The sequence below is a fragment of the Kitasatospora sp. NPDC022785 genome (assembly GCF_055561295.1).
In genome coordinates, this window is the sequence record NZ_JBVHHB010000006.1 from 66,726 (window position 1) to 93,438 (window position 26,713).

General features: G+C 72.5%; 20 protein-coding genes. 15 read left to right on the forward strand and 5 right to left on the reverse strand.

Annotated elements, in window-relative coordinates; genetic code table 11:
* Positions 1 to 91: 91 nt before the first annotated feature.
* On the reverse strand, positions 92 to 721 hold the full coding sequence (locus tag ACZ3YO_RS12185; protein WP_465568247.1) for a TetR/AcrR family transcriptional regulator: 630 nt from the start codon (positions 719 to 721) through the stop codon (positions 92 to 94).
* A gap of 280 nt (positions 722 to 1,001) precedes the next feature.
* Here ACZ3YO_RS12185 and ACZ3YO_RS12190 point away from each other — a divergent pair, with 280 nt between their 5' ends.
* Positions 1,002 to 2,252, forward strand: a complete 1,251-nt coding sequence (locus tag ACZ3YO_RS12190) for an MFS transporter (protein WP_465568250.1) — start codon at positions 1,002 to 1,004, stop codon at positions 2,250 to 2,252.
* Positions 2,253 to 2,375: 123 nt separating this feature from the next.
* Positions 2,376 to 3,275 carry an MBL fold metallo-hydrolase gene (locus ACZ3YO_RS12195; protein WP_465568253.1) on the forward strand — a complete coding sequence of 300 codons (900 nt, stop codon included), beginning with the start codon at positions 2,376 to 2,378 and terminating at the stop codon, positions 3,273 to 3,275.
* A 180-nt stretch (positions 3,276 to 3,455) separates the two neighbouring features.
* Here ACZ3YO_RS12195 and ACZ3YO_RS12200 read toward each other — a convergent pair whose 3' ends face one another.
* From ACZ3YO_RS12200 to ACZ3YO_RS12210, 3 genes are all read right to left on the reverse strand, one after another.
* Positions 3,456 to 3,839, reverse strand: coding sequence for a VOC family protein (locus ACZ3YO_RS12200; protein WP_465568256.1), 384 nt, complete (start codon positions 3,837 to 3,839; stop codon positions 3,456 to 3,458).
* 250 nt (positions 3,840 to 4,089) lie between these two features.
* The gene (locus ACZ3YO_RS12205) at positions 4,090 to 4,287 is read right to left on the reverse strand and encodes a hypothetical protein (protein WP_465568259.1); all 198 of its coding nucleotides are present in this window, start codon (positions 4,285 to 4,287) and stop codon (positions 4,090 to 4,092) included.
* 326 nt (positions 4,288 to 4,613) lie between these two features.
* A complete protein-coding gene (locus ACZ3YO_RS12210) occupies positions 4,614 to 6,254 on the reverse strand; it encodes an ATP-binding cassette domain-containing protein (RefSeq protein ID WP_465568262.1) in 1,641 nt (546 codons plus the stop codon).
* Between the two features lie 313 nt (positions 6,255 to 6,567).
* Between ACZ3YO_RS12210 and ACZ3YO_RS12215 the strand changes: the two genes are divergently transcribed.
* The 11 genes from ACZ3YO_RS12215 (at position 6,568) to ACZ3YO_RS12265 (ending at position 19,932) form a co-directional block, all read left to right on the forward strand.
* Positions 6,568 to 7,836 (forward strand): hydroxymethylcytosylglucuronate/cytosylglucuronate synthase, encoded by a 1,269-nt coding sequence (locus tag ACZ3YO_RS12215; protein WP_465568265.1) that lies wholly within the window; start codon positions 6,568 to 6,570, stop codon positions 7,834 to 7,836.
* Between the two features lie 66 nt (positions 7,837 to 7,902).
* Entirely contained in the window at positions 7,903 to 8,892 is a 990-nt protein-coding gene (gene blsE / locus ACZ3YO_RS12220; protein ID WP_465568268.1) for a cytosylglucuronate decarboxylase, read from the forward strand.
* Positions 8,880 to 9,830, forward strand: coding sequence for a CGA synthase-related protein (gene blsF, locus ACZ3YO_RS12225; RefSeq protein WP_465568271.1), 951 nt, complete (start codon positions 8,880 to 8,882; stop codon positions 9,828 to 9,830). The genes blsE and blsF overlap by 13 nt, the downstream gene beginning before the upstream one ends.
* 186 nt (positions 9,831 to 10,016) lie before the next feature.
* Positions 10,017 to 11,183: an arginine 2,3-aminomutase gene (gene blsG / locus ACZ3YO_RS12230; protein WP_465568274.1), complete on the forward strand. Its 1,167-nt coding sequence runs from the start codon at positions 10,017 to 10,019 to the stop codon at positions 11,181 to 11,183.
* Positions 11,180 to 12,361 carry a DegT/DnrJ/EryC1/StrS family aminotransferase gene (locus tag ACZ3YO_RS12235; protein ID WP_465568280.1) on the forward strand — a complete coding sequence of 394 codons (1,182 nt, stop codon included), beginning with the start codon at positions 11,180 to 11,182 and terminating at the stop codon, positions 12,359 to 12,361. The genes blsG and ACZ3YO_RS12235 overlap by 4 nt, the downstream gene beginning before the upstream one ends.
* The gene (locus tag ACZ3YO_RS12240) at positions 12,358 to 13,599 is read left to right on the forward strand and encodes an ATP-grasp domain-containing protein (protein WP_465568285.1); all 1,242 of its coding nucleotides are present in this window, start codon (positions 12,358 to 12,360) and stop codon (positions 13,597 to 13,599) included. Before ACZ3YO_RS12235 ends, ACZ3YO_RS12240 begins: the two co-directional genes overlap by 4 nt.
* An 81-nt stretch (positions 13,600 to 13,680) precedes the next feature.
* On the forward strand, positions 13,681 to 14,910 hold the full coding sequence (locus ACZ3YO_RS12245; protein ID WP_465568288.1) for an MFS transporter: 1,230 nt from the start codon (positions 13,681 to 13,683) through the stop codon (positions 14,908 to 14,910).
* A gap of 334 nt (positions 14,911 to 15,244) precedes the next feature.
* Positions 15,245 to 17,128 carry a hypothetical protein gene (locus tag ACZ3YO_RS12250; RefSeq protein WP_465568290.1) on the forward strand — a complete coding sequence of 628 codons (1,884 nt, stop codon included), beginning with the start codon at positions 15,245 to 15,247 and terminating at the stop codon, positions 17,126 to 17,128.
* Between the two features lie 27 nt (positions 17,129 to 17,155).
* Positions 17,156 to 17,776, forward strand: a complete 621-nt coding sequence (locus ACZ3YO_RS12255) for a class I SAM-dependent methyltransferase (protein WP_465568293.1) — start codon at positions 17,156 to 17,158, stop codon at positions 17,774 to 17,776.
* An 88-nt stretch (positions 17,777 to 17,864) separates the two neighbouring features.
* Entirely contained in the window at positions 17,865 to 18,383 is a 519-nt protein-coding gene (locus ACZ3YO_RS12260) for a nucleoside 2-deoxyribosyltransferase (protein WP_331742173.1), read from the forward strand.
* A 181-nt stretch (positions 18,384 to 18,564) separates the two neighbouring features.
* Positions 18,565 to 19,932, forward strand: a complete 1,368-nt coding sequence (locus tag ACZ3YO_RS12265; RefSeq protein ID WP_465568295.1) for a M1 family metallopeptidase — start codon at positions 18,565 to 18,567, stop codon at positions 19,930 to 19,932.
* 128 nt (positions 19,933 to 20,060) lie between these two features.
* Here the strand turns inward: ACZ3YO_RS12265 and ACZ3YO_RS12270 are convergent, their stop codons facing one another.
* Complete coding sequence (locus ACZ3YO_RS12270; RefSeq protein ID WP_465568298.1) at positions 20,061 to 21,008, reverse strand: helix-turn-helix transcriptional regulator; 948 nt, start codon at positions 21,006 to 21,008, stop codon at positions 20,061 to 20,063.
* 513 nt (positions 21,009 to 21,521) lie between these two features.
* Between ACZ3YO_RS12270 and ACZ3YO_RS12275 the strand changes: the two genes are divergently transcribed.
* Positions 21,522 to 23,846, forward strand: a complete 2,325-nt coding sequence (locus tag ACZ3YO_RS12275; RefSeq protein ID WP_465568301.1) for an RICIN domain-containing protein — start codon at positions 21,522 to 21,524, stop codon at positions 23,844 to 23,846.
* Between the two features lie 264 nt (positions 23,847 to 24,110).
* Positions 24,111 to 26,597 carry a ricin-type beta-trefoil lectin domain protein gene (locus tag ACZ3YO_RS12280; protein WP_465568304.1) on the forward strand — a complete coding sequence of 829 codons (2,487 nt, stop codon included), beginning with the start codon at positions 24,111 to 24,113 and terminating at the stop codon, positions 26,595 to 26,597.
* Positions 26,598 to 26,713: the final 116 nt, after the last annotated feature.

The window sequence follows — 26,713 nt, forward strand, 5'->3', positions numbered from 1 at the left end:
CCCCTCACCGCAGTACGCCGGGCCGCGGCGCGACGGCCCCGCCGTCGCGAACGACCCCCGCCCGCTCCTCGGCCGGACTCTGCGTCTTCTCCTACGCGTCCGCTCCTGCGTCCGCGTCCGGACTTGGACCCAGGCCTACCTCTGCGTCTGCGTCCCCGTCCGGGCCTGACCCGAGGAGCCCGGCGACGAGCCCGCGCGCGTACGCGGCGTCGAGACCGTCCGGACGGAAGAGGATGCGGTACATCAAGGGGGCGACCACGCGGTCCATGGCCGCCTCGACGCCGGGAGCGTTCTCCTCGCGCGCGATCGCCCGCGCCAGCAGGACGTCGATCTGTTCGGCCGCGTAGGCCGAGCACCTGCCGGCGTTGCTGCCGTCCGGATCGCCGAGCAGGGCGTCGCGGATGTAGGCGCGCCCCGAGGGGGACGCCATCTCGTCGAGGAACTGCTCTGCCCAGGCCGTCAGGTCGGAGCGCAGGTCCCCGTGGTCCTCCGGCGCCGCGTCGGGCCGAAGGCGCTCCACCGCGACGTCCGACAGGAGCTCCTGGAGGTCGCCCCAGCGGCGGTAGACGGTCGACGGTGTCACCCCCGCGCGCTGGGCGACCAGAGGTACCGTCAGCGCGTCGCGGCCCACCTCGGAGAGGAGTTCACGTACAGCGGCGTGCACCGACGCCTGGACCCGGGCACTGCGCCCGCCGGGGCGCACCATCTGTTTGCGGCTCATGACACCACCTTAAAGCACAATCCTTGCGTTTACGGGCGCCCTTTGCGGACGCCAACCGGCGCGGGCCCGTACGGGCCGTCCACCCCCGCCGCGCTTCCAGCCCCGCCTGCACCTCCACCGCCACCGTGCTTCCGCCCGGCCTACGTCTCCACCGCCACCGCACTCCCGCCCGGCCCAACGCCTCCCCCTTCGCGCCAAACGCTAACGGTTTGCGTTAGTGACCCCGCAGGCTCTACGGTGGCTTAACGCAAACAGATTGCGTTTACCGGGAAGGAGTCCCATGCCCAGCGTCCTGTCCGACGCACCCGCGCACCGCACCCACCGGGTCGCCCGTGCCCGCGCAACCTCCTTGGCTCTCCCGTCCTCGATCCTGGTGACGCTGCTGGCGGCCTCCAGCGCCCCGACGCCCCTGTACCCGCTCTACCAGGACCGGTGGAGCCTCTCCGCGCTCGCCGTCACGGTGGTCTTCAGCGCCTACGCCCTGGCGCTGCTACTGGCCCTGCTCACCACCGGAGCGCTCTCCGACCACCTGGGACGGCGGCCCGTCCTGGTGGGCTCCCTGGTCTCAGCCGCCGGCTCCATGATTCTCCTGGCCTCTGCGGACGGCGCAGGCCTCCTGACAGCCGCGCGGGCCCTGCAGGGACTGGCCACCGGAGCGGCCACCAGCGCGGCAGGCGCGGCACTCCTCGATCTGGAGGACCCCAGGCGTCCGGGCAGGGCCGCCCTGGCGAACACCATCGCCCCGGTCGCCGGCATGGCAGCGGGCGTCCTGGCCGCCACCCTCCTCGTCCGCCTCGCCCCCGCGCCCACCGTCACCGTCTACGTCCTGCTGGCGGGGTTGTTCGCCGCCCAGGCGATCGCGGTCACGTTCACCGCGGAGACGGCTCGCCGGCACACCGGCGTGCTGCGGTCGCTGCGCCCGCGGCTCAGCGCCCCGTCCACGGTCCGCCGCGTCCTCTCCACCGTCGGCACCGGGGTCGTGGCCGTCTGGGCGCTGGGCGGCTTCTACTCCTCACTCGGGCCGACCCTCGTACGCCTGGTGGCCCCCGACGCCCCGCAAGCGGCCCGCGGCATGGTCTTCTTCACCCTCAGCGCCGCCGCAGCCCTCACCGTGTGGACAGTGCGGCGCACCGACCCCCTCGCCGCGACGATCGGCGGATGCCTCTCCATCCTTCCCGCCACGTTCCTGACCCTGAGCGGTCTGCACGGCGTCGGACTGCCCGCCGTCTACGGTGGCGCGGCCCTGGCCGGCATCGCCTTCGGCGCCGTGTCGCAGGGGGCGCTGCGCCTGATCCTCTCCTCGCTCGACGAGCGCGACCGCGCCGCGTCGCTGGCCACCTACTACCTCCTCAGCTACCTCTCCATGAGCCTGCCCGCCATCGCCGCGGGAGCCGCCACCCAGCGCTACGGGCTCGCGATCACCTCCCACGCCTACGCCGTCATCGCCGGCCTGCTCGCCCTGGCAGCACTGGCAGCACTCGCCGCGTCAAGGCGCGGAGCAGCCCGCCCCGCAGACGACCGCCTGCGCTGACGACCGCCCGCGCCGACACCCCGCGCCGACACCCCGCGCCAACGACCGCAGACCGCCACGCCAACGACCACCTCCACCAACAACCACCTCCATCGACAAGAGCGAAGGAAACGACGGACCACCATGCAGACTCCCGCCGCCACGCCCATCCCCTCCTGGATCCTGGGCGAGGTCACCGTCCACCGCATCGACGAGGTCCTCCTGCCGCCCGCGACCGGACCGTGGCTGCTGCCCGACGCCACCCCCGAGGTGGTGACCGGCCAGGACTGGCTGCACCCCGACTTCGCCGACCACGAGGGAATCCTGCACCTCGACAGCCACAGCTTCGCGTTCACCGTGGCCGGGCTGCGCGTCCTCGTCGACACGGGCATCGGCAACGGGAAGGAGCGGGCCAACCCCGCCTGGCACAACCTGCGGACGGACTACCTGGAGCGCCTGACCGCCGCCGGCTTCCCCCCGGACTCCGTCGACCTGGTCGTCCTCACCCACCTGCACGCCGACCACGTCGGTTGGAACACCCAGGAGGTGGACGGAGCGTGGATCCCGACCTTCCCCAACGCCCGCTACCTCACCTCCCGCGCCGAGCGGGAGTTCTGGGCCGCTTACGACATGGACGAGGCCCGCCGGCAGATGTTCCGCGACTCCGTGACGCCGGTCGAGCAGGCGGGCCTGCTCGACCTCGTCGACGTCCCTGCCGGGGGCATCGCGATCGCCCCGGGCCTGCGCCTGCTGCCCACGCCCGGACACACACCCGGCCACGTCGCCGTCGAGCTGACCAGCCACGGCGCGACGGCGCTGATCACGGGCGACTGCATCCACCACCCGGTCCAGCTCGCCCACCCCGCCATCGGTGCCTGCGTCGACATCGACCCGCGTCGGTCCGAGGCCTCCCGCCGCGAACTGCTCGCCTCCCTCGCCGGCACGGACACCCTCGTCCTCGGCACCCACTTCGCGCCGCCCACCGCCGGCCGCGTGATCACGCACGGGGACGCCTACCGGCTGACTCCCGTGCCCGCGGCCTGACGGCCCGCCCGTTCCGGCCGCCCGAACGGCCGAACCGGCCCGTGGCTTCCGGCACGCGGGCCCGCCGATCGCACGCGGATTCCCGCCTCACTGCTCCGCGAAGGCGGACGAGCATCTCCGACCGCCCCGAACGACCGGGCGACCGGCCGACCGGGCGACGTGGCGCCAGGACGTACGTGGTCAGAGGGGCTTGAGCCGGGTGCGCAGGAGGCAGAATTCGTTGCCCTCCGGGTCGGCCAGGCAGTGCCAGCTCTCGGCGCCGGTCTGGCCGACGTCGACGGGCCGGGCACCGAGAGCCAGCAGCCGCTCCAGCTCGGCGTCCTGGTCACGGTCGGTGGCGTTGACGTCGATGTGCAGTGGGAGCTTCCCGGTCCGCGGGTCGCTGCTCGGGCTGAGGACGAGGGTGGGCTGCAGGCCGCCGAAGCCGGCGTCGGGCGGCCCGATCTGGATGCTTCCGTCGTCCTCCCGGTCGAGTTCGACGTAGCCGAGCACCTCGCTCCAGAACGCGGCGAGCCGCTCGGGGTCGGCGCAGTCGATGACCAGTTCACTGATGCGGCATGCCATGCCCGCCAGTGTAGGTCGGCGGCCGGGGAGTCCGTCGTCGGCCTCGTGCCCAAGGGCAACGTGCTACGGGATCGCGAACGGCCGACCACCACGCGCGAGCGCAACGCGGCGCGCCTCTCGCGGTCGGCGATCCGATCGCGGCGTTCGCGGATGGTGTCGGGGATGCCTCGACGTCGCAGCAGCCGACGGATCGACCCGGGGCAGCCCGCCACGGGCCATACCGGGTCAGGCACCTCCGCCGGCAACACGATCAATCAGTGGCGGAGTCCTGGCCCGGATCGGGCACAGGGGTCGGCACGAAGAGGCTCAGCCGATAGGTGGTCGGCTGCACCAGACGCCCACAGAAGGTGTCCATCCGCACCGCCGTCCAGTCGATCTGCCTGTCCGTCGCCCGGAGATGCCGGATGTGAGCGCGCCATTCCGACTCGTCCTGGGTCTCGAAGAGCACGTCCCAGCTGCCCGCGTCAGGTGCGAAGCGATCGGCAGCCCGCCGTATCTCGTCCTGCCGCTGACGCCTTCTCTTCCGCTGCCCTGGCATCGGCCCAGCATCGCTCGCATCCACCGTCACAGCAAGGCAATTGCCATACGGCTCCCCCGGTCGACTCCCCCGGTCGGCTGTCGGAGGGTGCCCGGCTCTACGGTGTTCCCGTGATCGACGGCCCCGCCGCCGTGTACGAGGGCGGCCGGGACCGGAGCCCGGTTCGACGCGGACGAGCCCGGCGGCGGCGCGTCCGCGTTCGGCCGTGGCGCAGTCGGTCCGAAGGGCTGCTCGGGTCAGCCGCGAACGCGGCTGACCCGACCCTCGTCCCAGACCGGTTCGTCCGCCTCCACCACCTGGCCGTCGGCCCGGAAGACGAGGAAGCGGCTGAACACCCGGGCGAACCAGCGGTCGTGGGTGACCGCCACCACCGTTCCGGTGAAGGCCGCCAGGGCCTGTTCCAGGGCCTCCGCCGAGATGAGGTCGAGGTTGTCGGTCGGTTCGTCCAGCAACAGCAGGGTCGCCCCGGCGAGTTCCAGCAGCAGGATCTGGAAGCGTGCCTGCTGTCCGCCCGACAGGGTTTCGAAGTTCTGGCGGCCTGCGCCGGCCAATCCGTAGCGACTCAGGGCCGACATGGCGCGCTCCAGGTCCAGCCCGGCCCGGTCGCCCTCGCCGGCGCCGAGGATGTCGGCCGGGGTCCGGCCGGCCCACTCCGGGTGACGGTGCGTCTGGGCGAACAGTCCTGGCCGTACACGTGCACCGAGCCGGCATTCACCCGTGTGCGCCACGGTCGCGGCCGCGTCCCCGCCGGCCTCGTCCAGCAGGCGGAGGAAGTGGCTCTTGCCGGATCCGTTCGATCCGAGCACGCAGACCCGGTCGCCGAAGAACACCTCCAGGTCGAACGGCCGCATCAGCCCGGTGAGTTCCAGGTCGCGACAGGTGATCGCCCGAACGCCCGTCCGGCCGCCGCGCAGGTCCGGCACGACCCGCTGCCGGCGTGGCGGCGCGGGCGGCGGCCCGACCGCCTCGAACTTCGCCAGCCTGGTCTGGGCCGCGTGGTACCGCGAGGCCATCTCGTCACTGATGGAGGACTGTTGGCGCAAGGTCCTGACGAGGTCCTTGAGCTGCTCGTGCTTCTCGCTCCAACGCTGCCGCAGCTCGGCCGCGCGTTGCCAGCGGGCCTCACGGGCCTCGCCCCAGGTGGCGAATCCGCCGCCGTGGGTCCAGGCCGTGCCGCCCTCCAGCGTCACGACCTGGCCGGCCGTCCGGCTCAGCACCTCGCGGTCATGGGTGATCAGCAGCACGCCCTGCCGGGTCTGGGCGAGCTGCTCCTCCAGCCAGCGCTTTCCCGGGACGTCCAGATAGTTGTCCGGTTCGTCGAGCAGCAGCAGTTCGGCCGGGCCCCGGAGCAGGGCCTCCAGGACGAGCCGCTTCTGCTCGCCGCCGGACAGCGTCGCCACCTCCCGGTACTGCGCGATCTGGAACGGGATGCCGAGTGCGGCGACCGTCACGGTGTCCCAGAGCACCTCGTAGTCGTACCCGCCGGTCTCGCCCCAGTCCACCAGCGCCTGGGCGTAGCGGAGTTGGGTGGGCTCGTCGTCGGCCTCCATCATGGCGAGCTCGGCCGCGTCGAGGGCGGCGGCCGCCGCCCGGAGCGACGGCGGTGCGACGGTGAGCAGGAGGTCCCGGACGGTGCGGTCGTCGCGCAGGCTGCCGATGAACTGCGGCATGACCGCAAGGGCACCCTGGCTGCGGAACGCCCCCTGTTGTGCCGGGAGTTCGCCCGCGAGGGTGCGCAGCAGCGTGGTCTTGCCCGCACCGTTGTCGCCGATGAGCGCGACCGTTTCGCCGGCGGGTACACGGAAGGAGACGTCGTGGAACAGCTCGCGACCGTCGGCGAGAACGTGACCGAGGCCGGTGGCTTCGAGATAGCCCATGGGAGCGGATCCTAGTCGCCGAACGCTCGGCGGGCGATTCAATTCCCGCGTCTCTCCGGTGGACCCGTCTCCCGCTTGACCCATCGTCAACCACTGCTCATCGGATCATATCCAGTAGCTCGATCGGGCTATTCACTCGTCAGCCTGAACGCTTCACCAAATGCCTTGCCCGAACCGGCCGTATACATAATGGTTGTGCCCGAAGTAAGCCACCAGGCGGGCCGTTCACGCCCTCCCTAGGCGGCTCTGCCTGCGTTCGTGCGTAGGCGTCCGAAGCCTGGCCGGCCCTCCACGGAAATGCGAGAGACAACCGATGCCATCCCCCGTCACCCCGCACTCCACGGCCCTCGCCCCGGGATCCGCTCCGGGATCCGCTCCGGTCACCGTCGCCCTCGTCGGGGCGGAATTCGGCTGGGGCAGTTCGGGAAAGCTCAGCGCGGTGCTCTCCGCCCTGCGGGACCGCCCGACGACGCCTCCCCTGCGCTTCGTCGGGCTGGCGTCGGGGCTGGGCCGCCCGCTGCTCGCCGAGCACACGGTGGACGACTGGCACGACCTGCCGGACGATCCCGACCGGTCGGCCGCCGCGGTCCGGGACGTGGTGCGGTCGCAGCAGGTGCGGGCCGCGGTGGTCGTCCTGGACGGCGCGGCGGCGCACGCCCTCCTGGGCGCTGGAGTGCCCACCGTGTTCGTCGACAGCCTGCCGTTCCTCTGGTCCGAGGGCGACCGCTCCGCGCTGCCCCTGGACGCGACGGTGTACTGCGCCCAGAAGAGCGTCGAGCTGCCGCCCGAGTGCCTGGACGTCCTGGCCGACGCCCGGGGGCTGCGCTGGGTCGAGGCGGTGATCGCCCGGCCCCGCGCCGCGGAGCCGCAGCGCGGCGCCGGACGGGGCACCGGCCGCCCGTACCGCAAGGCACTGATCAGCCTGGGCGGTCTGCGGGCACCGAGGCTCGACGATCCCGGGCACTACCCGCGTCTGGTCGTACCGGCCGCACTCGAGGCCCTCGCCGCCTACGGGGTCGAGGAGGTGCACATCGCCGGAAACCTGCCCGCCGACCTGGCGGGCCGGCTCGTCGACGCGGCGATCGCCCCGCCTCGGACGACCACCGGACCGCTCACGCACGGCGCGTTCCTGGACCGGCTGGACGACTGCGACGTCCTGCTCACCTCGCCGGGTCTGACCACCCTGCTGGAGGCGGGCGGGATGCGCGTCCCCACCGTCTGCCTACCACCGCAGAACCTCAGCCAGATCTTCAACGGCCGGTACCACAGCCAGGCGCTCGGGGCCGGGCTGCGCGTGCCCTGGCCCAAAGCCGTGCTCGCCGAGGACGAGGCACTGGCGCTCCGCTCGGAGGGCGAGGACAGCGCCCTCGACCTGATCTACGGCGCGATCGCGTCGGCGGCGCAGGACGAGGACCGCCCAGCCGTCGGCCACGCCCTGCGCGACGGCGTCCTGGAGGCACTGCGCCGGGCCGCCGGGGTCGACGACTGGGGCGCGCTCGCCACCACGATCGGCACCGGCGGCGCGGCCCAGGTGGCCGACGCCCTGCTCGGTGTCCTGGGCGCGGCGGATCCGCGCTCCTGACCCGCGCACTCCCGCCACCCCACCCCGTCCACTCGTCCCGTGAGTCGCCTGGAAGGTCTCCACCCCGTGCGTGCCCGTGATCGTTACCTCTTCATCAGGATCCTGGAAGCCTGCAACGCCGACTGCTTCATGTGCGACTTCGCCCTCTCCCGCGACACGTTCCGCTTCTCCCGGGAGGACTTCGACGACCTGCTGCCGAAGGCCGGGGACGCCGGCGTGGGCTATGTCCGGTTCACCGGCGGCGAGCCGCTGATGCACCCGGACGTGGTCGAGCTGGTGCGCGCCGGGACGGCCTCGGGGATGAAGATGTCCCTGATCACCAACGGCTCGCTGCTGCCCAGGATGGCCGCCCCACTGGCCGCGGCCGGCCTGGCCCAGGTGATCGTCAGCCTGGACGGCGCCTCCGGCGCCACCCACGACGTCTACCGGCGCTCCCCCGGCATGTTCGACAGCGGGCTGCAGGGCCTGCGCGACGCCGCCGCGCTCGGCATCCTGCCCAGGGTCAACACCGTGGTCGGACCGCACAACTACACCGAGATGCCACGGCTGCAGGAGGTGCTGACCGAGGCGGGCGTACAGCAGTGGGAGCTGTCCGCGCTCAAGCTCGACCGCACCATCACCTACCCCGACGCCGATCACGTCCGCAGCGTCTGCGATCCGATCTACGACGCCGACCCGGCCACCGTGCTGGTCCCGATGGGCAAGCGCTTCTACGGCGACACCCCGCAGGAGCAGGAGCGGTACTTCACCCGGTCCGTCACCCCGCGCGCCGCCGAACCGCTGTGCCACGTCGCCGACGACGTCATCTACGTCGACGGCAAGTACGGGCGGATGTTCGCGTGCAGTTGCATCCCCCACCGGGAGGGCGACGACGGGCCCGGGGGTGCCCCGCTGCGGGAGCAGGGGGTGATCAGGCTGGACACCCCGGTCTTCCGGGCGCACGCCGACTACTTCCGTGATCACGGGCCCGAGGTGTGCAGCGGGTGCTCCACCACTGCCGCCGGATACAGCGACGATGTGGCGCGACTCGGGTCGGTGGGCGCATGGCACTACTGACCTCCGCCCGGGAGTCCCCGGCAACGCCGGGCGGTCGCGCCGCGCACGCCCCGCGGGTACTGCTGAGTGCCCGCGAGGACCAGCTGGACTCGGTCCTCGCCCTGCGCCGGGTGGCCGCCCACCTCGGCGACCTCCGCCGGACCGACCCGTCCGAGCTCGACCCGCCACCGGTCGCGGCGCTGGTCTGCGACGACGTGGTGGTCGCCGAACGGCTGCTGGGCCTGGGCGTGCCGGTGGTGCACCTCGGCTCGGGCCACCCCGGCCCGCCCGCAGCGGAGGCTCCGCCGGGGCGTGCCGTCGGACGGCTCCACCGGCCCGGGTGGCTGCCGCCGTCCGGGCCCCTCCCCCGCGGTACACGGCCGACCGGGGTGCTCGCGCCGCAGCGCACCGGTCGGAGCCGGACCCGCTCGGGCACCCTCCTGCTGCTCTCCCTGTGGGGCGTACCCGAGGCGGACGCCGCGGCCTTCGCGGCCGGGGCACTACGGGGGTGGGCCGAGGCGGCACTGCACCGCACCGGAAACTGCACCGTGGTCACCGACACCGGGCTCGACCTCCTGCGGTCCGCCCTCGGCAGCCTCGCGGAGCATCCGGATGTCCGGGTGCACCGGGCCGTCGAGGCCGACGTGGACGCACTCCACGCCGATTCCGCCGTGTTCCTGGCCTCACCGGTCCTCGGGGCACTCACACTCGCCCAGGCGCGGCGGGCACCACTGGTCCTGCTGCCGCCACTCGGAGCCGCCCAGCGGGACTTGGCCGACCGGCTCGCCGAGGTGCTGCCGCTGCCCTCGGCGGTGGATCCGGCCGACCCGGGTGTGTGGGCATTGCCCGTCGACGCCGCAGCCGGGCCCTGGCACCTGCTCGACCCGGCCCTGGACGACCTGCGCGGCGCGCAGCGGGTCGCCCGCACCCTCCGTCAGCTCGCGCTCGCCCCGATGTGAGCCCGCCCTGAGCCCGCCCTGAGCCCGCCGTCCCCCAACCGCCGCGGCCCCTGCGTGGGCTCGCCCGTTCAGCCGCCCCGACACCGCCACCAACCGTCGCCCCGCCCACCGACCGTCAGCCTGCTGGTCCGACCGCACCGGTCGCGGCCACCCCGTCCACGTCGTCCGCGTCGTACTGGAGCCGCCATGTCCGACACACTCCGCGAGTCCACGGCTGCCGCCCGCCCCGAACTGATCCGCCCCAGGGTCCCGGAGTCCGACTGGGACGACTGGCGCTGGCACATGCGCCGACGCATCACCACCGTCGACAAGGCCCGGCAGTGGATCAACCTCAGCACCGACGAGGAGACGGCCATCGCCGGGGTGGCGGGCAAGTACCGCTGGAGCGTCACCCCGTACTACGCCTCGCTGATGGACCCTGACGACCCCGACTGCCCGGTCCGGCAGCAGGCGGTGCCGGCGCTCGGCGAGCTGATGGAGTTCCCCGGCGCCGAGGTCGACCCGGTCGGGGACACCTACTACCGCAAGACCAACCGGGTGGTGCACAAGTACCCGGACCGGGTGATCATGCTGATCACCGAGGCCTGCCCGGTCTACTGCCGCCACTGCACGCGCAAGTTCCACACCACCGACGTCGACGGCACCTACTTCCGCGACGACGAGGGCGGCTCCTACGACGAGGACCTGCGCTACATCGCCGACCACCCGGAGATCCGGGACGTCCTGCTGACCGGCGGCGACCCGCTGTCCTACCAGGACGGCAAGCTGGAGGAGATCATCGCCGGCCTCCGGGCGATCCCCAGTGTGGAGATCATCCGGATCGGCAGCAGGTTCCCGGTGCTGCTGCCGCAGCGGATCACCGAAGGCCTCTGCTCGATGCTCTCCCGCTACCACCCGGTCTGGCTGAACACCCACTTCAACCACCCGAAGGAGATCACCCCGGAGGCCGCGGCGGCGGTGGACCGCCTGCTGCGGCACGGGATCCCGGTCGGGAACCAGACGGTGCTGCTGCGCGGGATCAACGACGACGTCGCCACCATGCGCACCCTGATGACCGAGCTGCTGCGGATCCGGGTCCGGCCGTACTACCTCTACCACTGCGACAACGTCACCGGGGTCTCGCACTTCATGACGTCCGTGGAGAAGGGCTGGGAGATCATGGCCGGCCTCCAGGGCCACATCACCGGGTTCGGCGTCCCCCAGTACGTCCTGACCACGAAGATCGGCAAGATCCCCATCGCGCCGCCCTCCTACACCCAGATCCCCGAAGGCCTGCTGCTCCGCAACCACCGAGGCCAGGAAATGGTCGTCGACGGTTCGGCGCAGCCGATCACGGAGTCCGACACGGCATGAGCTCACTCGACAAGCGGCTCGGGCAGCGTTTCCTGCCCTACGGAGCGAACTACCTCGACTGGTCCGACATGTCGGAACTGCAGAAGGTGATCGAGCACCAGGTCCTGTTCCGCTACCAGACCGAGACCGAGAGCATGGCCTCCCGGCTGGAGCGGACGGCCGCCGAACGGCTGGGTGCAGGCCACGCCCTGGCCGTCCACAACTGCACGGAGGCACTGAGGCTGGCCCTGATCTCCACCGGCCCCGCCATCGGCGACCTGGTGCACATCCCGGCGGTCACGTTCGTCGCGGTGGCCGGCGCGGTGCTGTCGTGCGGCCTGATCCCCGTGCTGGTCGACGCCGACGACTCGCTCTCCATGGACCCGACGCTGCTGCCGCCCGACGCCCGGCGGGTGATCACCGCCCACATGGAGGGCACCGTGGCACCGCTGCCGGCGGATGTCCCGTACCTGATCGAGGACTGCGCCCAGTCCCTCGGCGCGCGCTTGGCCGACGGCCGGTACGCCGGGACGGCCGGCTACGCCGGGACGTTCAGCTTCCACCACAACAAGGTCCTCACCTCGGGCGAGGGCGGGCTGGTCCTCACCAATGCCGACGACGCCTGGGCGACCATGCGCCGCTACCACGACCACGGCTCGGCGCGGGTGCCCGGCCACTACCCGACGTGGGACCAGGACGCCCACTTCGGGGAGAACTTCGTGACCAGCGAGCAGGTCGCGGCCGTCCAGTGCCAGCAGTTCCGGCACCTCGACGAGCTGCTCGCGGGCCTGGAGCGGATGTACGCCATCGCCATGGCCGAACTGCCCGACCGGCCCGGCCTGGAGGTCCGGCCCCGGGCCGACGGGGACGTCAAGGTCAGCCTGCGTTTCCGGTGCGAGAGCAAGGAGCTGCGGGACGCCGCGGTGACCGCGCTCACCGCCGCCGGCATCGCCAACTGGACGCTCGGGAAGTACCTGCTGCCCGACCATCCGGTGCTCGCCGGCCGCCGTTCGCTCTACCGCGACGGCTTCCCCTGGAACCACGCCCCCGAGGGCCCGCTCGCGCTCAGCCGCGACGGCTTCGCCCGGACCAGGGACCTGCTGGACCGCACCCTGTGCGTGCCGCTCTCCCCCGAGCTGCCCGAGGAGGAGCAGGCCCTCGCGGCCAAGACCGTCCGCCAGGTGCTGGAGGCGGTGTGACCGACGCCGAGGTGCTGTTGATGGTGGACGACCGACCCTCGTCCTTCACCCGCTACGCGGCCCGGGAGCTGGCCGACCGGCTGGTCCTGCTGCGGTTCGCCGAGACACGCCTGGACCTGTCGGAGGACTATCTCCTGGAGACCGCGCACCTGCCCGCCTTCTGGGTGCGTGAGGGCGTGCCGGCGGAGGAGGAGGCGAAGCGGTACCGGGAGTGGGCGGCCGGGCTGCCGGTGCCGCCGACCCGGTTCTGCAACCCGTCGGAGCCCCGCCAGGCCGTGGCCCAGCGGTTCGCGGCGCTCGCCGGCCTGCCGCACCTGACCGAGCAGCAGGTGACCCTCGTCCGGGACAAGGCCGCCATGAAGGCCCGGTTCCGGGAACTCGGCCTGCGGACGGCGGAGTTCACCCGGGTGTGGTCGAGCGCCGAGGTCGAGCGGTTCGCCGGGCGGCACGGTTGGCCGGTGGTGCTCAAACCGGTGGACTCGTTCGCCTGCGTGGACACCTACCGTCTCGCCGGGCCCGGTGACCTCGCCGGGATCGACCTCACCGCACGGCAGTGGATGGTGGAGGAGCACCTCGGCGGTACCGAGTGGGAGGTGTGCGCGATCATCCTCGGCGGCGAGGTGCTGGACGCGTGGCCGAGCGCGATGCCCTGCCGACCGCTGGACATCGTCGACGGCGCGATGAACGCCAACATCAGCGTCGGCACCGGTGAAGGGCCGCCGGTCGACGTGCGGGCGCTGGTCCAACGCATCGCCACCGGGATGGGCATCGACCACGGGTACGCCCACATGGAGTTCTTCCTGATCGACGGCGAGGTGTACGCGGGCGAGATCGGCGTACGGCTCGCGGGCTGCGAGATCCCCGCCAACCACGGCCACGCGTACGGCTTCGACGTGTTCGGCGCCACCCTGGCGGTCTACCTCGGCCGCCGGCCCGAGCTGGACTACCGCGAGCGCCGCTGTGCGGGCGACCTGCTGCTGCCGCTGCCCGGCTCCGGGACGATCCGGCGGATCACCCCCCGGGAGGAGCTGCTGGGGATGCCCGGCGTCGTCGACGCCGTCCTCAAGGTCCGTGCCGGTGACCGGGTGGCGGCCCGCCGGGCCTCGCACAACGCCTCGGGGTACGCCCACGTCGTGGGAGGGTCGGTCGAGGAGGTGGAAGTCCGCATGCGCGAGGTGCTCGACCGCTTCGCGATCGAGGTGGTGCCGGGTAGGGAGGCCGGTGTCGTCCCCACCTGATCCCGCCGTGCCGCCCGTCCGCGCAGCGGCCCGGCACCCCACTCCGCCGCCTTGTGCGGCCACGGAACGGAGAACGACCACGTGACCAGCGGCCTGCCCCGTCGCTTCCTCGATCTGCTCACACGCCCCCGGGTGGCCGGGGCGGCCTGGTGGAGCGTCGTCTCCAGGCTGCCGGTCTATCTGATGTCGCTGGCACTCGTCCTGACCGTCCGTGAGCAGGGCGGCAGTTACGCCCAGGCCGGTCTGGTCGCCGCGCTGTACACGCTGGGGATGGCCCTCGGCAGCCCGCTGATCGCCCGCCACCTCGACCGTCGCGGCCGGGCGGCGGTGCTGACGGCGACCGCCGTCGCCTACCCGGTGGCGCTCACCGTCCTGGTGTGGTTCACCCACCCCGGCGGCTGGGCACAGCCCGCGGCGGCGGTCCTCGCCGGGGCGGTGCTGCCGCCCGCGAACGCCTGTATGCGGGCGCTCTGGGCGCGGCTGCCGCTCCAGGAGGAGGAACGCGAGACCGCCTACCTCTGGGAGGCGCTGCTCACCGAGGTCCTGGTGATCGGCGCCCCGCTGATCCTGGCGGCGCTGATGCTGGTCGGCTCGGCGGGCCTGGCGCTGACGACGGTCGCGGTGCTGGGCGGCGTGGGCACGCTCGGGCTTGCGTACACCCGGCTCCCGGCCGGCACCGAGGACACCGCGGTGGCCGCTCCGAAGGAGCCGCGCCACCCGCTCGGACCGCTGCGGGAGCCCGCCCTGCTGGCCCTGACCGGCATCATGGCCCTCTCCGCGGTGCCCATCGGCCTGCTGACGCTGGCCATCCCGGCCTTCGTCGACCGGCACGGAGCCCCCGGCGGCGCGGGCGTGGTCTACGCCTGCTGGGGAGTCGGCAGCGCCCTGGGCGCCCTCTGGCTCGGCCGCTCGCAGTCCCGGGTGGCCCCCCAGGTGCGCTTCCCCCGGCTGCTCCTGGCGTACGCCCTCGGGACGGGCCTGACGCTGCTCGCCGGTTCCCCGGTGGGCCTCGCGGTGGCCCTCGCGGTGGGCAGCGCACCCATCGCCCTCGTCTCAGCCAGCGAGATGACCCTGGTGAGCGGCATCGCCGACGGCCGCTCGCTGGCCGAGGCCTTCACCTGGGCCTCGCTGGCCACCGTCCTGGGCGACGCGCTGGGCCAGCAGGCCGGCGGGCTGCTGATGGACCCGCTCGGGCCGCGTGCGGTGTTCGCCGCGGCGACCGGCACCGCCTTGGCCGCCGCCGCACTGGCCTTCGCCTGCCGGGGGCTGCTGACCCGGCGCGCGGTGCCGGTGGTGGAGTGTGCGGCATGACGGCCGGACCCACCACCCGGGACCCGCCGGCCGGCTCGTCGACGCCCCGCCTCATCAGACCGGTCGCCCCCGGCGCCAGGCTGACCGCCATCGGCCCGGTCGCCCCGGCGCCAGGCTGACCGCCATCGGCCCGGTCGCCCCGGCGCCAGGCTGACCCTCATCGGCTCGGTCGCCCCGGCGCCAGGCTGACCGCCATCGGCCCGGTCGCCCCGGCGCCAGGCTGACCCTCATCGGCTCGGTCGCCCCCGGCCGCCAAGCTGACCGTCATCGGCTCGCGCGCCGAGCCGCTCCCCTTCCCCCGCCCTCCCGGCGCGGACCACACGAGGTGTCCACCATGAACGCTGCCCTCACCGACCGGCGGCCCGACCTGCCGTCCGAACCCACCCCCCTGTTCCGTCCGGTCACCCGGGACCAGTTACCGCAGGCCGTCCGGGAGTTCCTGGCATCCCCCCAGCTGCTGCCGGTGCCGGTCCCGACCGAGGACCGCGCCGATCTGGCGCAGAGCGTCGAGCTCGCCGGCCGGCTGTACGGCGGCCTGCGGCAGCCGCACCCGCTGGATGTCGGGATCGTCCTCGGCGCGGCACAGCTGCCCGAGGGGCTCGCGGACCTCGCCCGCCCGCTCGCCCGGACCTGGGTGGCCGAGGAGGAACTGGCGGACGTCGCGGCGTTCCAGGAGCGGCACAGCGGTTCGCTGCTGCTCGTCGGCCGCTACGACCGCCTCACCCTCGACCCCGTCCGGGCCCTGCTGCTGGCCACCTACCGCGGCCGACCGCACGGGCTGACGCTGCTGAGCGGCCGGGACGACGCCTCGGTCGGCTGGAACGTGGCCAAGCAGTACGCGGAACCGGCGCTCGACGTCGACGCGCTGGGCCTGTTCACCGACACCGACCGGCCGCCCCGGCTGCCGGGTGTCCAGGTCTTCGACGACCGTGACTTCGACCGCGAGGACATCCAGGCCCAGATCCTCGGCACCCGCTGGCGGCGGGTGGCCTTCCAGGGGCACGGCAAGGACGACAGCGTCAACCTCGGCGAGTTCACCATCTGCGGCCTCAACGGCTCGGCCGCGGCCGTGCCCGGGCTGCTCGGCCCGCGCTGCGCCTACGGGCTGCCCTGCTACAAGCCGGAGGACAAGCTCGTCCCGCTCAACCGGGTGGAGGCCGTCGAGCTGGTGCTCAGCGCGTGCAACAGCGGCCCGCTCGCGGACCTCGCCCTGTACGACCCGAAGTACCAGCTGCTGCTGAACGCGCTCGACGGGCCGGCCCGCACGGTGGTCTCGGCCGTGTCGGTGCACGACACCGACCGCCCGGAGAACGTCGCCTGGATGCACGGCGCCCTGGTCGGCGCGGACTCCGTCGACACCCTCAACGCCAGCCTGGCCGGCTCCCACCCCTACCCGGCGTTCATGCGCTTCGGCCTGCCAGGAGCACCGGAGGACACCCCGCCGCCCCCGGCCCCGGCGGACCACCGCCCCGACCCGCTGCTGCTCACCGTGGGCGCCCGGCTCGCCGCCTACCTCGCCTCGGAGCTGCTGCCGCACAACCACCCGCTGCGTCCGCGGCTGACCAAGCTGGCCCGGAAGGTCGACCTCTGGGTGGCCAGGCCGACCCACCTCGCCGACCAGTCGCCGGAGCAGATCCGCGTATCGCTCACGGCGGACCTGCAGTCCCTCGACCACGTGATCACCGAGCAGGTCGCGGCCAACCCCGAGCACGAGCTGATGAACTACCCGGCACACTTCGGCGACCGCAGCAGCCTGGACCCGCAGGTCCGCGAGGTCACCTGCCACTGCGGGCGCCCCGCGCAGGAGTTCACCCGGCGGGGCCTGCTCCCGCACGTCCTGGACACCACGTGCGTCGTCTGCATGCGCTGCGGCGACGTCACCTTCCAGCTCCCGGACGCCCCCACGCTGCTCGCCCACGCCGCGGACGAGGTCGAGCAGGGCGGGGTGCTGGAGGTCCGGGCGCTGGTCACCGCGCCCCGGACCGGCCCGGTCCGGCTGGGCCTCTTCGTCCCGGGCTACCTGCGCGAGGACGCCACGGTGGAGCCGGTCACCACGAGGCTCCGGCTCACCGGCGGGCACGCCGAGGAGGTCGCGTTCCGCGTGCGGTTCGCCGCCGACACCGCCCCGCAGGCCTACTACTTCACGGTGTTCGCCGTGCAGGACCTCGCCGTCTCGACGGCCCGGCGCCACTTCGGGGTCGTCCCCGTGAGCGCCTGACCCACCCGCAACCCCCTAGGGAGAACCATGGAGAGCCAGACCAAGCCCGCGATCGAACTGATCGAGCAGAACGGCGAGGTGACCCTCAGCATCGGCGGCGAGCAGGCCATGCAGGCCTGGGAGCGGGACTTGATGTGGGCCAGCGCCGACACGCTCTGCGAGTACGGCCAGGACTTCTACGAGGTGGGGCTGGGCCTCGGCCTGTCCGCGCTGCGGATCGCCGGCAACCCGGCGACCCGACGGCACACCGTGCTGGAACTCTTCGACGAGGTCGAGGACCTCTTCCGGGCCCGGCACCCCGCGCTGCCCGACAACCTCACCGTCGAACGCGGCGACTTCTTCCAGCGGATCTTCGAGCTGCCGTCCGAGAGCATCGACGGAATGTTCTTCGACCCGGCCCTCGACATGGAGGTCTGGACGGACGCCGAGCTGTGGGCCAGGACCATGCCGGAGGTCGTCCGGGTGCTGCGTCCCGGCGGCGTGTTCATCCCGTTCTTCAGCACCAAGCCGGAGCTGCGCTGGCAGTACTTCCCGCACTTCCGTCGGATCCGGGTCGAGCGGCACCCCTTCGTCGCGTACGACACCACCGAGTACACCCACGGCGGCACCACCGGCGACGCCTTCATCCAGTGCTTCCTCAAGGACTGACCCCGGCACGCCGCCTTCAGCCCACGCCCGCCCGCCGGTCGGCCCTCACCCGACACCCGGTCACCGGCGCTGCTCCGGAGGTATCCCCATGGCCATCACGCTGCCCCATGACTCCCGCCCCGACCTGGGCATCCGTTCGATCTTCCTCGCCGGCCCGTTCATCCAGCTCCTGGACCCGGAGACCGGAGAGATGCCGGCCGACGCCCGGGCCCCGTTCGACGTCCTGATCAAGCACTTCGAGGCGCAGGGGCTCTCCGTGCACAACGCCCACCGCCGCGAGGCGTGGGGTGCGGACCTGATGCGGCCGGATCAGTGCACCAAGCTCGACCAGGACGAGATCCGCAAGGCCGATGTCTTCGTCGCCCTCCCGGGCCACCCGGCCTCCCCAGGCACCCACATCGAGATCGGCTGGGCCAGCGCGTTCGACAAGCCGATCGTCCTGCTGCTGGAACGCGGCCGGGAGTACACCTTCCTGGTCCAGGGCCTGCACACGGTGGCCTCGGTGGAGTACGTGGTCCACACCGACATCGCCGCCTGCCTGCCGGCCGTCGACCGGGCAGTGGACCTGGCGGTGCTGCGGCAGCGGGAGGGCAACGGCGGTCGGTGACCGGCGAGCGCCCGGGCTCCGGCCTCGGCCGGAGCCGACGCCGGAGCCTGAGCCGAAGCCGGAGCCCGCGCGGAAGCCGAAATCGGAACGGAAGCCGAAGCAGGAGCAGGAGCAGGCGCCGGAGCCGGAGCGGAAGCCTCCCGCCCCCGGGCCTGCCGCCGACTCCCGAGGAGGGGAACCGATGAACAAGTCCGCCCGGCTCCTGGCAGCCATCCTCGCGTGCCTCGCGCTGATCGCCACCACGTCGGGCGGCTCACGACCCGGCAACGGGCGGCGCGCCGAGCCGGTCCGGACGCCGGCCGCGGCCGCCTACGTGACCGAGCTGACGGGCGACTCCTCGGGAGGCGGCTGGTCCGGGCACGAGCGGGTGACCTTCGGCAACGTCTCGGCGGAGCCGCTCCACGAGGTCTTCCTGAGGTTGTGGGGCAATGCCCACGGAGGCTGCACGGCACCGTCCGTCACCGTGACACACCTGGTCGGGGCCACCGCGCACGAGCTCTCGGTCGGGTGCACCGCGCTGCGGATCGCCCTGCCGGCGCCGCTCGGTCACGGCGGGCGCCACACGGTCGGCTTCGACCTCACCATCCGGGCCCCCGAACGCACGGACGACGCCGACCGGTTCGGGCGGCACGGGGCGTACAGCTACTTCGGCAACGCCCTGCCGGTGCTCGCGGTGCGGGACGCCACCGGCTGGCACCTCGACCCGTTCACCGACACCGGGGAGTCCTTCTACACGCTGGCCGCCGACTTCACCGTCGTGCTGGACCATCCGGCTGCCCTGGGGGTACCCGCCACCGGGAGTTCGTCCGACACCCCTGGCGCCTCCGGACGGACCGTCACCACGGCGACCGCCCGGCAGGTGCGTGACTTCGCCTGGGCCGCGGGCCCCTTCGACACCGTCTCCGGAGTCTCCGCCGACGGGGTCAGGGTCAACGTCCACACAGCGGCCGGCGTCGGCGCGGCGGACGCGCGGGCGATGCTGGCCACCGCCGAGTCCGCCCTGGACGCGCACGGCCGCGCATTCGGCGCGTACCCGTACCCGGAGCTGGACGCCGTCCTGGACAACGCCCTCTGGTTCAGCGGCATGGAGTACCCCGGGTTCGTCCTGGACCGGGTGAACACGACCGCCCTCGTCCACGAGATCGCCCACCAGTGGTGGTACGGCATCGTCGGGGACGACCAGTACCACCAGCCCTGGCTGGACGAATCGTTCGCCGAGTACGCCACCGACCTGGCCGGCGGCCGGGACGGGGCGGACTGCTGGAGCACCGTCGTGTGGTCGTCGCCGCAGGAACGGATCACCAACGGCATGGCGTACTGGGACGAACACCCGGCCCGGTACGGGGTCGTCGTGTACGACTACGGCGCGTGCGCGCTGCACGACCTACGGCGGCTGATCGGAGCCGACGTGATGACCCGTCTGCTCCGCGACTACGTGTGCGAGCACCGGTACGGCGTGAGCAGCACTCCCGCCTTCACGTCCGCCGCCCAGGCCGCCACCGCCGAGGACCTGACCCCGTTCTGGGCCGCCCACCGGATCGGCGCCTGACCGACCAGCCGTGGGCGGCGGCCCGGAGCCGCCGAGAGTCACCGTCCGGCAAGGACGCACTGTCCGGACCGCCGGCTCCCCGGCCCCGGCCACTGCGGTGACGCCCCGGCGGGGGCGGGGCTCCGCCCTCAGAGCCAGCCGCGACGGCTGGCCTGGACGCCGAGCTGGAAGCGCGTCCGCGCGCCGAGGACCTCCTGGAGGCGGGTGATGCGGCGGGCCACCGTCCGTTCACTGACGCCGATCTCGCGGGCGATCGACTCGTCGGTCAGACCGCCGCTGAGGTAGGTGAGCAGTTGCCGGCTCTCGACTCCGGGAGCCGTCCCGCTGTCGTCCCCGGTCTCGACGGCGGCCGGCAGCGGGACGGCGATCTGCCAGAACGACTCGAACACCCCGATCAGCGAGTCGAGGAGGTCCGATCGCTGCACGACGATGTGGTGCCGGCGGTCCCAGTCGCTGGACGGGGGGCAGACGAGCGCGAACCGGTCGTCGCAGATGCCCATGTTCAGCGGCACCTCGGGAAAGACGCGGGCTCGTTCCCCGAGGTCGATGGAGGTCTGGACGGCCTGTCGGGCGGCCCCGTCCCGCAGTACCCGGGACCCGTAGACGACCGTGCACGTCACACCGCGGGTCAGCGCCTCCCGGCAGCCGGGGGCCAGCATGTTGGGTTGTGCGGATCGGCCGGTGAACCCGATGGTCAGGCCGCGCACCCGGTCGGTGGCCTCGTCGTAGAGCCGCCGGACGAGTGCACTGCGGGCCGCCTCCGTCCGGGCGACCTCGATGTAGTCGGCTCCGTCGGCGTGGTGGTGGTCGCGCCAGAAGCGGGACAGTTCCTCGACGCCGTCGTGCAGGGCGGCGAGTTCCTTGCTGCGCCTGTCCACCACGACGTCCAGCGCGGCGCGCGGGGGGCGGGCGACCAGCCGTGTGCCCTCCGGTTCCACCAGGCCGAGGCCGGTCAGTTCGCCGATCGCCGCGGCCATGGCGTGCGAGGTCACCCGCAGGGCGCCGGCCAGTTCGGCCGGGGCCAGCGGGCCGCGCTCGACGAGGAGGAGGTAGGCGTTCTCGGCCGTCTGGCTCATACCTATGCCATGAAGCGAATACACCTCTCGATCGTCTCACGAGGCCGACCGGATCCGGCGAGCGAGGCTGTCGTCTTTCCGCCATGCCGGATTCTGCCAGGGCGAACTCGTCGCCGGCGGTTCGGCCCCGCCGCACACTCTGCATGCGGCATCGCCGACCGCTACCCGCCGGCCCGAGCTGCAGCCTGCCCGCCCGCTGCGTGGTGGAGCCGTCGGCGCACCCTCGACCTTCGTGCGGTCGGTCCAGGCCGGTCGAGCATGCGAAGGGAGCGTCGCCTCCCGGCATCCCCTCGGCAGACGAAAACGCGCACATACCTGTTCGGTCATGTTGACTTCTGTGCAATCGCGCTTCATATTGGGCGAAATTGAGCGCTCACACCGCCGCCGGCCCGGCATCGGGCTCCGGCGGGCGCTCAACCCGGCCCACCCGACCGGGACATCAAAGGCCCATGCGTTCCATCCCGTTGCGATCCCTCCGCGACAGGACCCCCACCCATGGAACTGGAGCATTCCGTGCGAACACTTCCCCGCGCCCTCAGAGGCGGGGCCACTGCGCTGGCGGCGCTGGCCCTGGGAATCGCCGCCACCTGGACGCCCACCCTGGCATCCGAAGCCCAGGCCGCGCAGCAGCAACATCAGCAACAGCGGATCACCATCGACGGCTCGTCAAGTGGCCGGTCTTTCGACGGACTTGGGGCCATCAGCGGCGGCGGCGCCACCTCGCGGCTGCTGGTCGACTACCCGGAGCCGCAGCGCAGCCAGGTGCTGGACTACCTGTTCAAGCCCGGCTACGGCGCCGCGTTACAGATGCTGAAGGTGGAGATCGGGGGCGACGGGAACTCCTCCGACGGCCCCGAGCCCAGCCACATGCGCACCCCCACCGAGGTCAACTGCGACCGCGGTTACGAGTGGTGGCTGATGGAGCAGGCCAAGGCGCGGAATCCGGATATCACGTTCTACGGCCTGGAGTGGGCTGCGTCGGGCTGGCTGAACGGCGGCGTGTGGTCCCAGGACAACATCACCTACATCCAGTCCTGGCTGGGATGCGCCGACAGCCACGGCCTGAAGATCGGCTACCTGGGCGGCTGGAACGAGAACGGCTACAACAAGGCCTGGTACCAGACCCTCCGCGCCGCCCTCGACAGCAGCGGTCACGGCGACACCCTGCTGGTGGCGTCCGACAACGACGACGAGAACTGGTCGGTGGCGGACGACCTGGCCGCCGACCCCGCCTTCAACAAGGCCGTCGCCGCCGTCGGCCTGCACGGTGTCTGCTGGCACTCGACCCCGGCCTACACCGCCTGCCCCGGCAGCACCACCGCGAAGGGGCTCGGCAAGCCGCTGTGGGTCGCCGAGGACGACGTCGACAGCTACGGCTCCCAGCCGGCGGCGCTAGCCCGCAACCTCAACCGTGAGTACATCGACGCCAAGGTGACCTCGGACATCAAGTGGGCGCTGGTCAGCTCCTGGCCCTCGAACCTGCCGTTCGCCGGGGCCGGCCTGATGGCGGCCGACCAGCCCTGGTCGGGCAACTACGCGGTGAGCCGCAACATCTGGGCGATGGCCCACACCACGCAGTTCGCCCGTCCGGGCTGGCGGTACCTGGACACCTCGGTCGGCTACCTGTCCGGTGTCGGTGTCAACGGCGATCCCCACAGCGGCAGTTACGTCACCCTCAGGTCCGGCCAGGACTACAGCACCGTCATCGAGACCACCGACGCCTCCGCCGCGAGGACGGTCGACTTCACGGTCGCCGGCGGCCTGTCCAGCGGCGCGGTGCACGTCTGGGCCACCAACATGAACAGCACCGACTCCTCCCAGTGGTTCGTCCACACCCAGGACGTCACCCCGCGGCGCGGAGCCTTCTCTCTCACCCTCCAGCCCGGCTACGTCTACACCGTGACCACCACCACCGGTCAGGGCAAGGGTGACGCCGTCGCGCCGGCGGCGAAGTCGTTCCCGCTGCCCTACCGGGCCGACCTGAGCACCCAGCAGGCCGGGGTGGCAGGCCGCTACTTCCACGACTGGGCGGGCGCGTTCGAGACCGCACCCTGCCCGGCCGGGGCCGGCACCCCGATGTGCCTGCGCCAGGTCCTCACCCAGGCGCCGCACCCGTGGCACTCGGACATGAACTACACCCCCGCCACCCTGCTGGGAGATCCGGCCTGGAGCAACTACCGCGTCAGCACGGACGTCCTGCTCGAACAGGGCGGCAGCTCCGCCGAACTCCTCGGCCGGATCGACCACGTGGACCACGACCGGTCCGCCTACCACCTGAAGATCGACGACGCCGGGACGTGGCGGCTGTCCACCGAGAACCGCTCCGGCACGGACACGCCGCTGGCGAGCGGCAGTTACCCCGGCGCTGGCGCCGGGACCTGGCACAACCTCGCGCTCGCGATGCAGGGCCCGTCGATCACCGCGTCCGTCGACAACGTCGAGGTGGCCGTCGTGACCGACGCGAGCCACGTCGTCGGCCAGAGCGGTCTTGCCGTCGGCGGCTTCCAGCACGCCGACTTCGCCAACCTCGCCGTCACCCCGCTCGCCGGTCCGGCGGTCACCCCGGTCACCAGCGTCAACAGCGGCAAGTGCCTGGACGTGACCGGCGCCTCCGGCGCCGACGGCGCGCCCGTGGTCCAGTGGGCCTGCGGTCCGGGCAAGGCCAACCAGCAGTGGACGCTCGTCCCAGTGGCGGGCACCGGCGCCGTCCAACTGATCTCCGTCAACAGCGGCAAGTGCCTGGACGTGACCGGCGCCTCCGGCGCCGACGGCGCGCCGGTCGTCCAGTGGACCTGCGCCACCGGCCGGACCAGCCAGCAGTGGGCCACGACGCAGTAGTCCGCCACACGGCCGTCCCGATTCACGACCGGTCTCGTTGTGCTGTCCGGCCGCGAGACCGGTCACCCCACCCAGTCCCATTCCCATTCCCAGTCCCACTCTCCGCGCCCGCAGCGACGAACCCGCCGTCGGCCTGTCGGCCTGACCCCGCCGCCCGCGGGGCGCGAGCCACGTGGCACGACACACCCCGGCCCGCCGCACGGGCCGCCCCACCACTCTCGGACACACCGTCCGAGCCGTACGGATCCCCCACAAGGAGCTGGTATGACCTGGCGATCACGACCACGCACCACCCTGCTCTCCGCCCTCGCCCTGACGGTGGGCGCGCTCACCGGCGTGGCGGCAACCACCCCCGCGCAGGCCACCCCCACGCAGGCCACCGCCGCACAGGGTTCCCCCGCGCAGGCGACCGCCGCGACCACGATCACCGTCGCCGGCAACCAGCCGGGCCGGGTGTTCGACGGCGTCGGCGCCATTTCCGGCGGCGGCGGCAACTCCCGGCTGCTGGCGGACTATCCGGAACCGCAGCGCAGCCAGGTGCTGGACTACCTGTTCAAGCCGGGCTACGGCGCCGCGCTCCAGATCCTCAAGGTGGAGATCGGCGGTGACACCAACTCCACCGACGGCGCCGAGGCCAGCCACATGCACACCGCCGACACCCTGGACTGCAACCAGGGCTACGAGTGGTGGATGATGGAGCAGGCCAAGGCCCGCAACCCCGGCATCAAGCTGGCCGCGCTCTCCTGGGGTGCCCCCGGCTGGGTCAACGACAACAGCACCACCAGCAACACCGTCTACACCCCGAAGATGCACGACTACCTGCTCTCGTGGCTCGGTTGTGCCCGGCAGCACAACCTCACCATCGACTACCTCGGCGGCTGGAACGAGCACGACGCCGACCCGCAGTGGTTCGTGGGCCTGAAGAACAAGCTCGTCGCGGGCGGCTTCGGCTCGGTGAAGGTCGTCGCCCCCGACCAGTTCGGCTACCGGGTGGTCGACCAGATGACCGACGACGCCGCCTTCCGCAACGCCGTCGACGTCATCGGGGTGCACTACCCCTGCGGCTACAACAGCGACTTCAGCAACTGCAAGCCCGCCGCGGACTCCGCCTCGATCGACAAGGCCCAGGGACTCGGCAAGCCGATCTGGGCGAGCGAGAACGGCTCCGAGGACTACCAGGCCGGAGCGAGCTCGGTGGCCCGCGGCATCAACCGCGGATACATCGACTCCCGGTTCACCGCCTTCGTCAACTGGCCGGTCGTCGCCGGGCTGTACGGCAACCTGGACTTCGCCACCGACGGCATGGCACTCGCCAACCAGCCGTGGTCCGGCAACTACACCGTGGGCAAGACGGCCTGGGTCACCGCCCACACCACCCAGTTCACCCAGCCCGGCTGGCGCTACGTCGACGGCGCGAGCAGCTACCTCGGCAACAAGCGCACCAACGGCAGCTACGCGACGCTGAAGGCCGCCGACAACTCCGCGTACTCCACCGTCATCGAGACCATGGACGCCACCGCCGCGCAGGCCGTGAACTTCACCGTCACCGGCGGCCTGCCCACCGGACGGGTGCACGTGTGGGCGACCAACGTGCGGTCGGACAACAGCAGCGACTGGTTCGTCCGCCAGCCGGACCCCGTCGTGACGGGCGGCGGCCGCTACTCCCTGACCCTCCAGCCCGGCTACGTCTACACCGTGACCACAACGACCGGGCAGGGCAAGGGCACCGCCACACCCCCACCCGGCAGCGCCCTCCAACTGCCGTACGCCGACAGCTTCGAGGCGCCCGCCGCCACCACCTCGCCGAGGTACTTCGCCGACATGAACGGCGCCTTCAAGACCGTGGCCTGCGGCGGCGGCCGGACCGGGACCTGCCTGCGGCAGATGGCCCCCACCGTGCCGATGCGCTGGACCGACGAACCGTTCAACGCCCCGTACACGATCATGGGTGAGGGCGCCTGGCAGAACTACACCGTCGCCTCGGACGTCCTGTTCGAGCAGCCCGGCAGTGTCGAACTGCTGGGCCGGATCGGCCGACAGGGGCACAACAACAACGGCCTCAACGCCTACCACCTGCGGCTCTCCGATGCCGGCACGTGGTCCATCCTCAAGAGCGACACCAGCTGGAGCTTCACCACCCTCGCCACCGGGACGATCGCGGCACCCGGTCTGAGCAAGTGGACCGGCCTCGCCCTCACCCTGCAGGGCTCGACCCTGATCGCGAGCGTCGGCGGCCAGGAGGTCGGCCGGGCCACCGACACCTCGTTCACCAGTGGGATGGCCGGCCTCGGGCTGGGCAGCGGCGGCTACCGGACCCAACAGTTCGACGACTTCGCCCTCACCCCGGGCGCCGCCACCCCGCTGCCCGTCGGCCCGATCACCTCCGGGCTCGCGGCCGGCAAGTGCGTGGACGTCGACCAGGACTCCGGCCTGAACGGCGCCCGGGTGCAGCTGTGGGACTGCACCAGCGGCTCGGCCCAGGTCTGGACCCTGGACAGCGGCAAGCTCACGCACAACGGCAAGTGCCTGGACGTCACCGGCCAGGCCACGGCCAACGGCTCACCCGTCGAGCTCTGGGACTGCAACGGCGGCGCCAACCAGCAGTGGTCGCCGCAGCCGGACGGCAGCCTCAGGAGTCTCCAGTCCGGTCGCTGCCTGGACGACCCGGCCCTCGACACCACGAACGGCACCCGGCTGGACATCTGGGACTGTGACGGCGGGGCCAATCAGTCCTGGCGACTGCCCGGCTGATCATCCGCTCGGTGCCGGCCGACCGGATTCCTCGACGGTCGGCCGGCACCGACACACCGTGGGCGCGGGGAGCGGCAGCACGCAGGGGCGCCACCCGCCGTTACCGCAGGCAGCGG

Bases quoted from the DNA above. Each gene is read 5' to 3' on its own strand.
- ACZ3YO_RS12280 (WP_465568304.1), top strand. From the start codon at position 24,111: ATGACCTGGCGATCACGACCACGCACCACCCTGCTCTCCGCCCTCGCC.
- ACZ3YO_RS12195 (WP_465568253.1), top strand. From the start codon at position 2,376: ATGCAGACTCCCGCCGCCACGCCCATCCCCTCCTGGATCCTGGGCGAG.
- blsG (WP_465568274.1), top strand. From the start codon at position 10,017: ATGTCCGACACACTCCGCGAGTCCACGGCTGCCGCCCGCCCCGAACTG.
- ACZ3YO_RS12215 (WP_465568265.1), top strand. From the start codon at position 6,568: ATGCCATCCCCCGTCACCCCGCACTCCACGGCCCTCGCCCCGGGATCC.
- ACZ3YO_RS12270 (WP_465568298.1), bottom strand. From the start codon at position 21,008: ATGAGCCAGACGGCCGAGAACGCCTACCTCCTCCTCGTCGAGCGCGGC.
- ACZ3YO_RS12200 (WP_465568256.1), bottom strand. From the start codon at position 3,839: ATGGCATGCCGCATCAGTGAACTGGTCATCGACTGCGCCGACCCCGAG.
- blsF (WP_465568271.1), top strand. From the start codon at position 8,880: ATGGCACTACTGACCTCCGCCCGGGAGTCCCCGGCAACGCCGGGCGGT.
- ACZ3YO_RS12235 (WP_465568280.1), top strand. From the start codon at position 11,180: ATGAGCTCACTCGACAAGCGGCTCGGGCAGCGTTTCCTGCCCTACGGA.
- ACZ3YO_RS12260 (WP_331742173.1), top strand. From the start codon at position 17,865: ATGGCCATCACGCTGCCCCATGACTCCCGCCCCGACCTGGGCATCCGT.
- ACZ3YO_RS12210 (WP_465568262.1), bottom strand. From the start codon at position 6,254: ATGGGCTATCTCGAAGCCACCGGCCTCGGTCACGTTCTCGCCGACGGT.
- ACZ3YO_RS12250 (WP_465568290.1), top strand. From the start codon at position 15,245: ATGAACGCTGCCCTCACCGACCGGCGGCCCGACCTGCCGTCCGAACCC.
- ACZ3YO_RS12265 (WP_465568295.1), top strand. From the start codon at position 18,565: ATGAACAAGTCCGCCCGGCTCCTGGCAGCCATCCTCGCGTGCCTCGCG.
- ACZ3YO_RS12185 (WP_465568247.1), bottom strand. From the start codon at position 721: ATGAGCCGCAAACAGATGGTGCGCCCCGGCGGGCGCAGTGCCCGGGTC.
- ACZ3YO_RS12190 (WP_465568250.1), top strand. From the start codon at position 1,002: ATGCCCAGCGTCCTGTCCGACGCACCCGCGCACCGCACCCACCGGGTC.
- ACZ3YO_RS12255 (WP_465568293.1), top strand. From the start codon at position 17,156: ATGGAGAGCCAGACCAAGCCCGCGATCGAACTGATCGAGCAGAACGGC.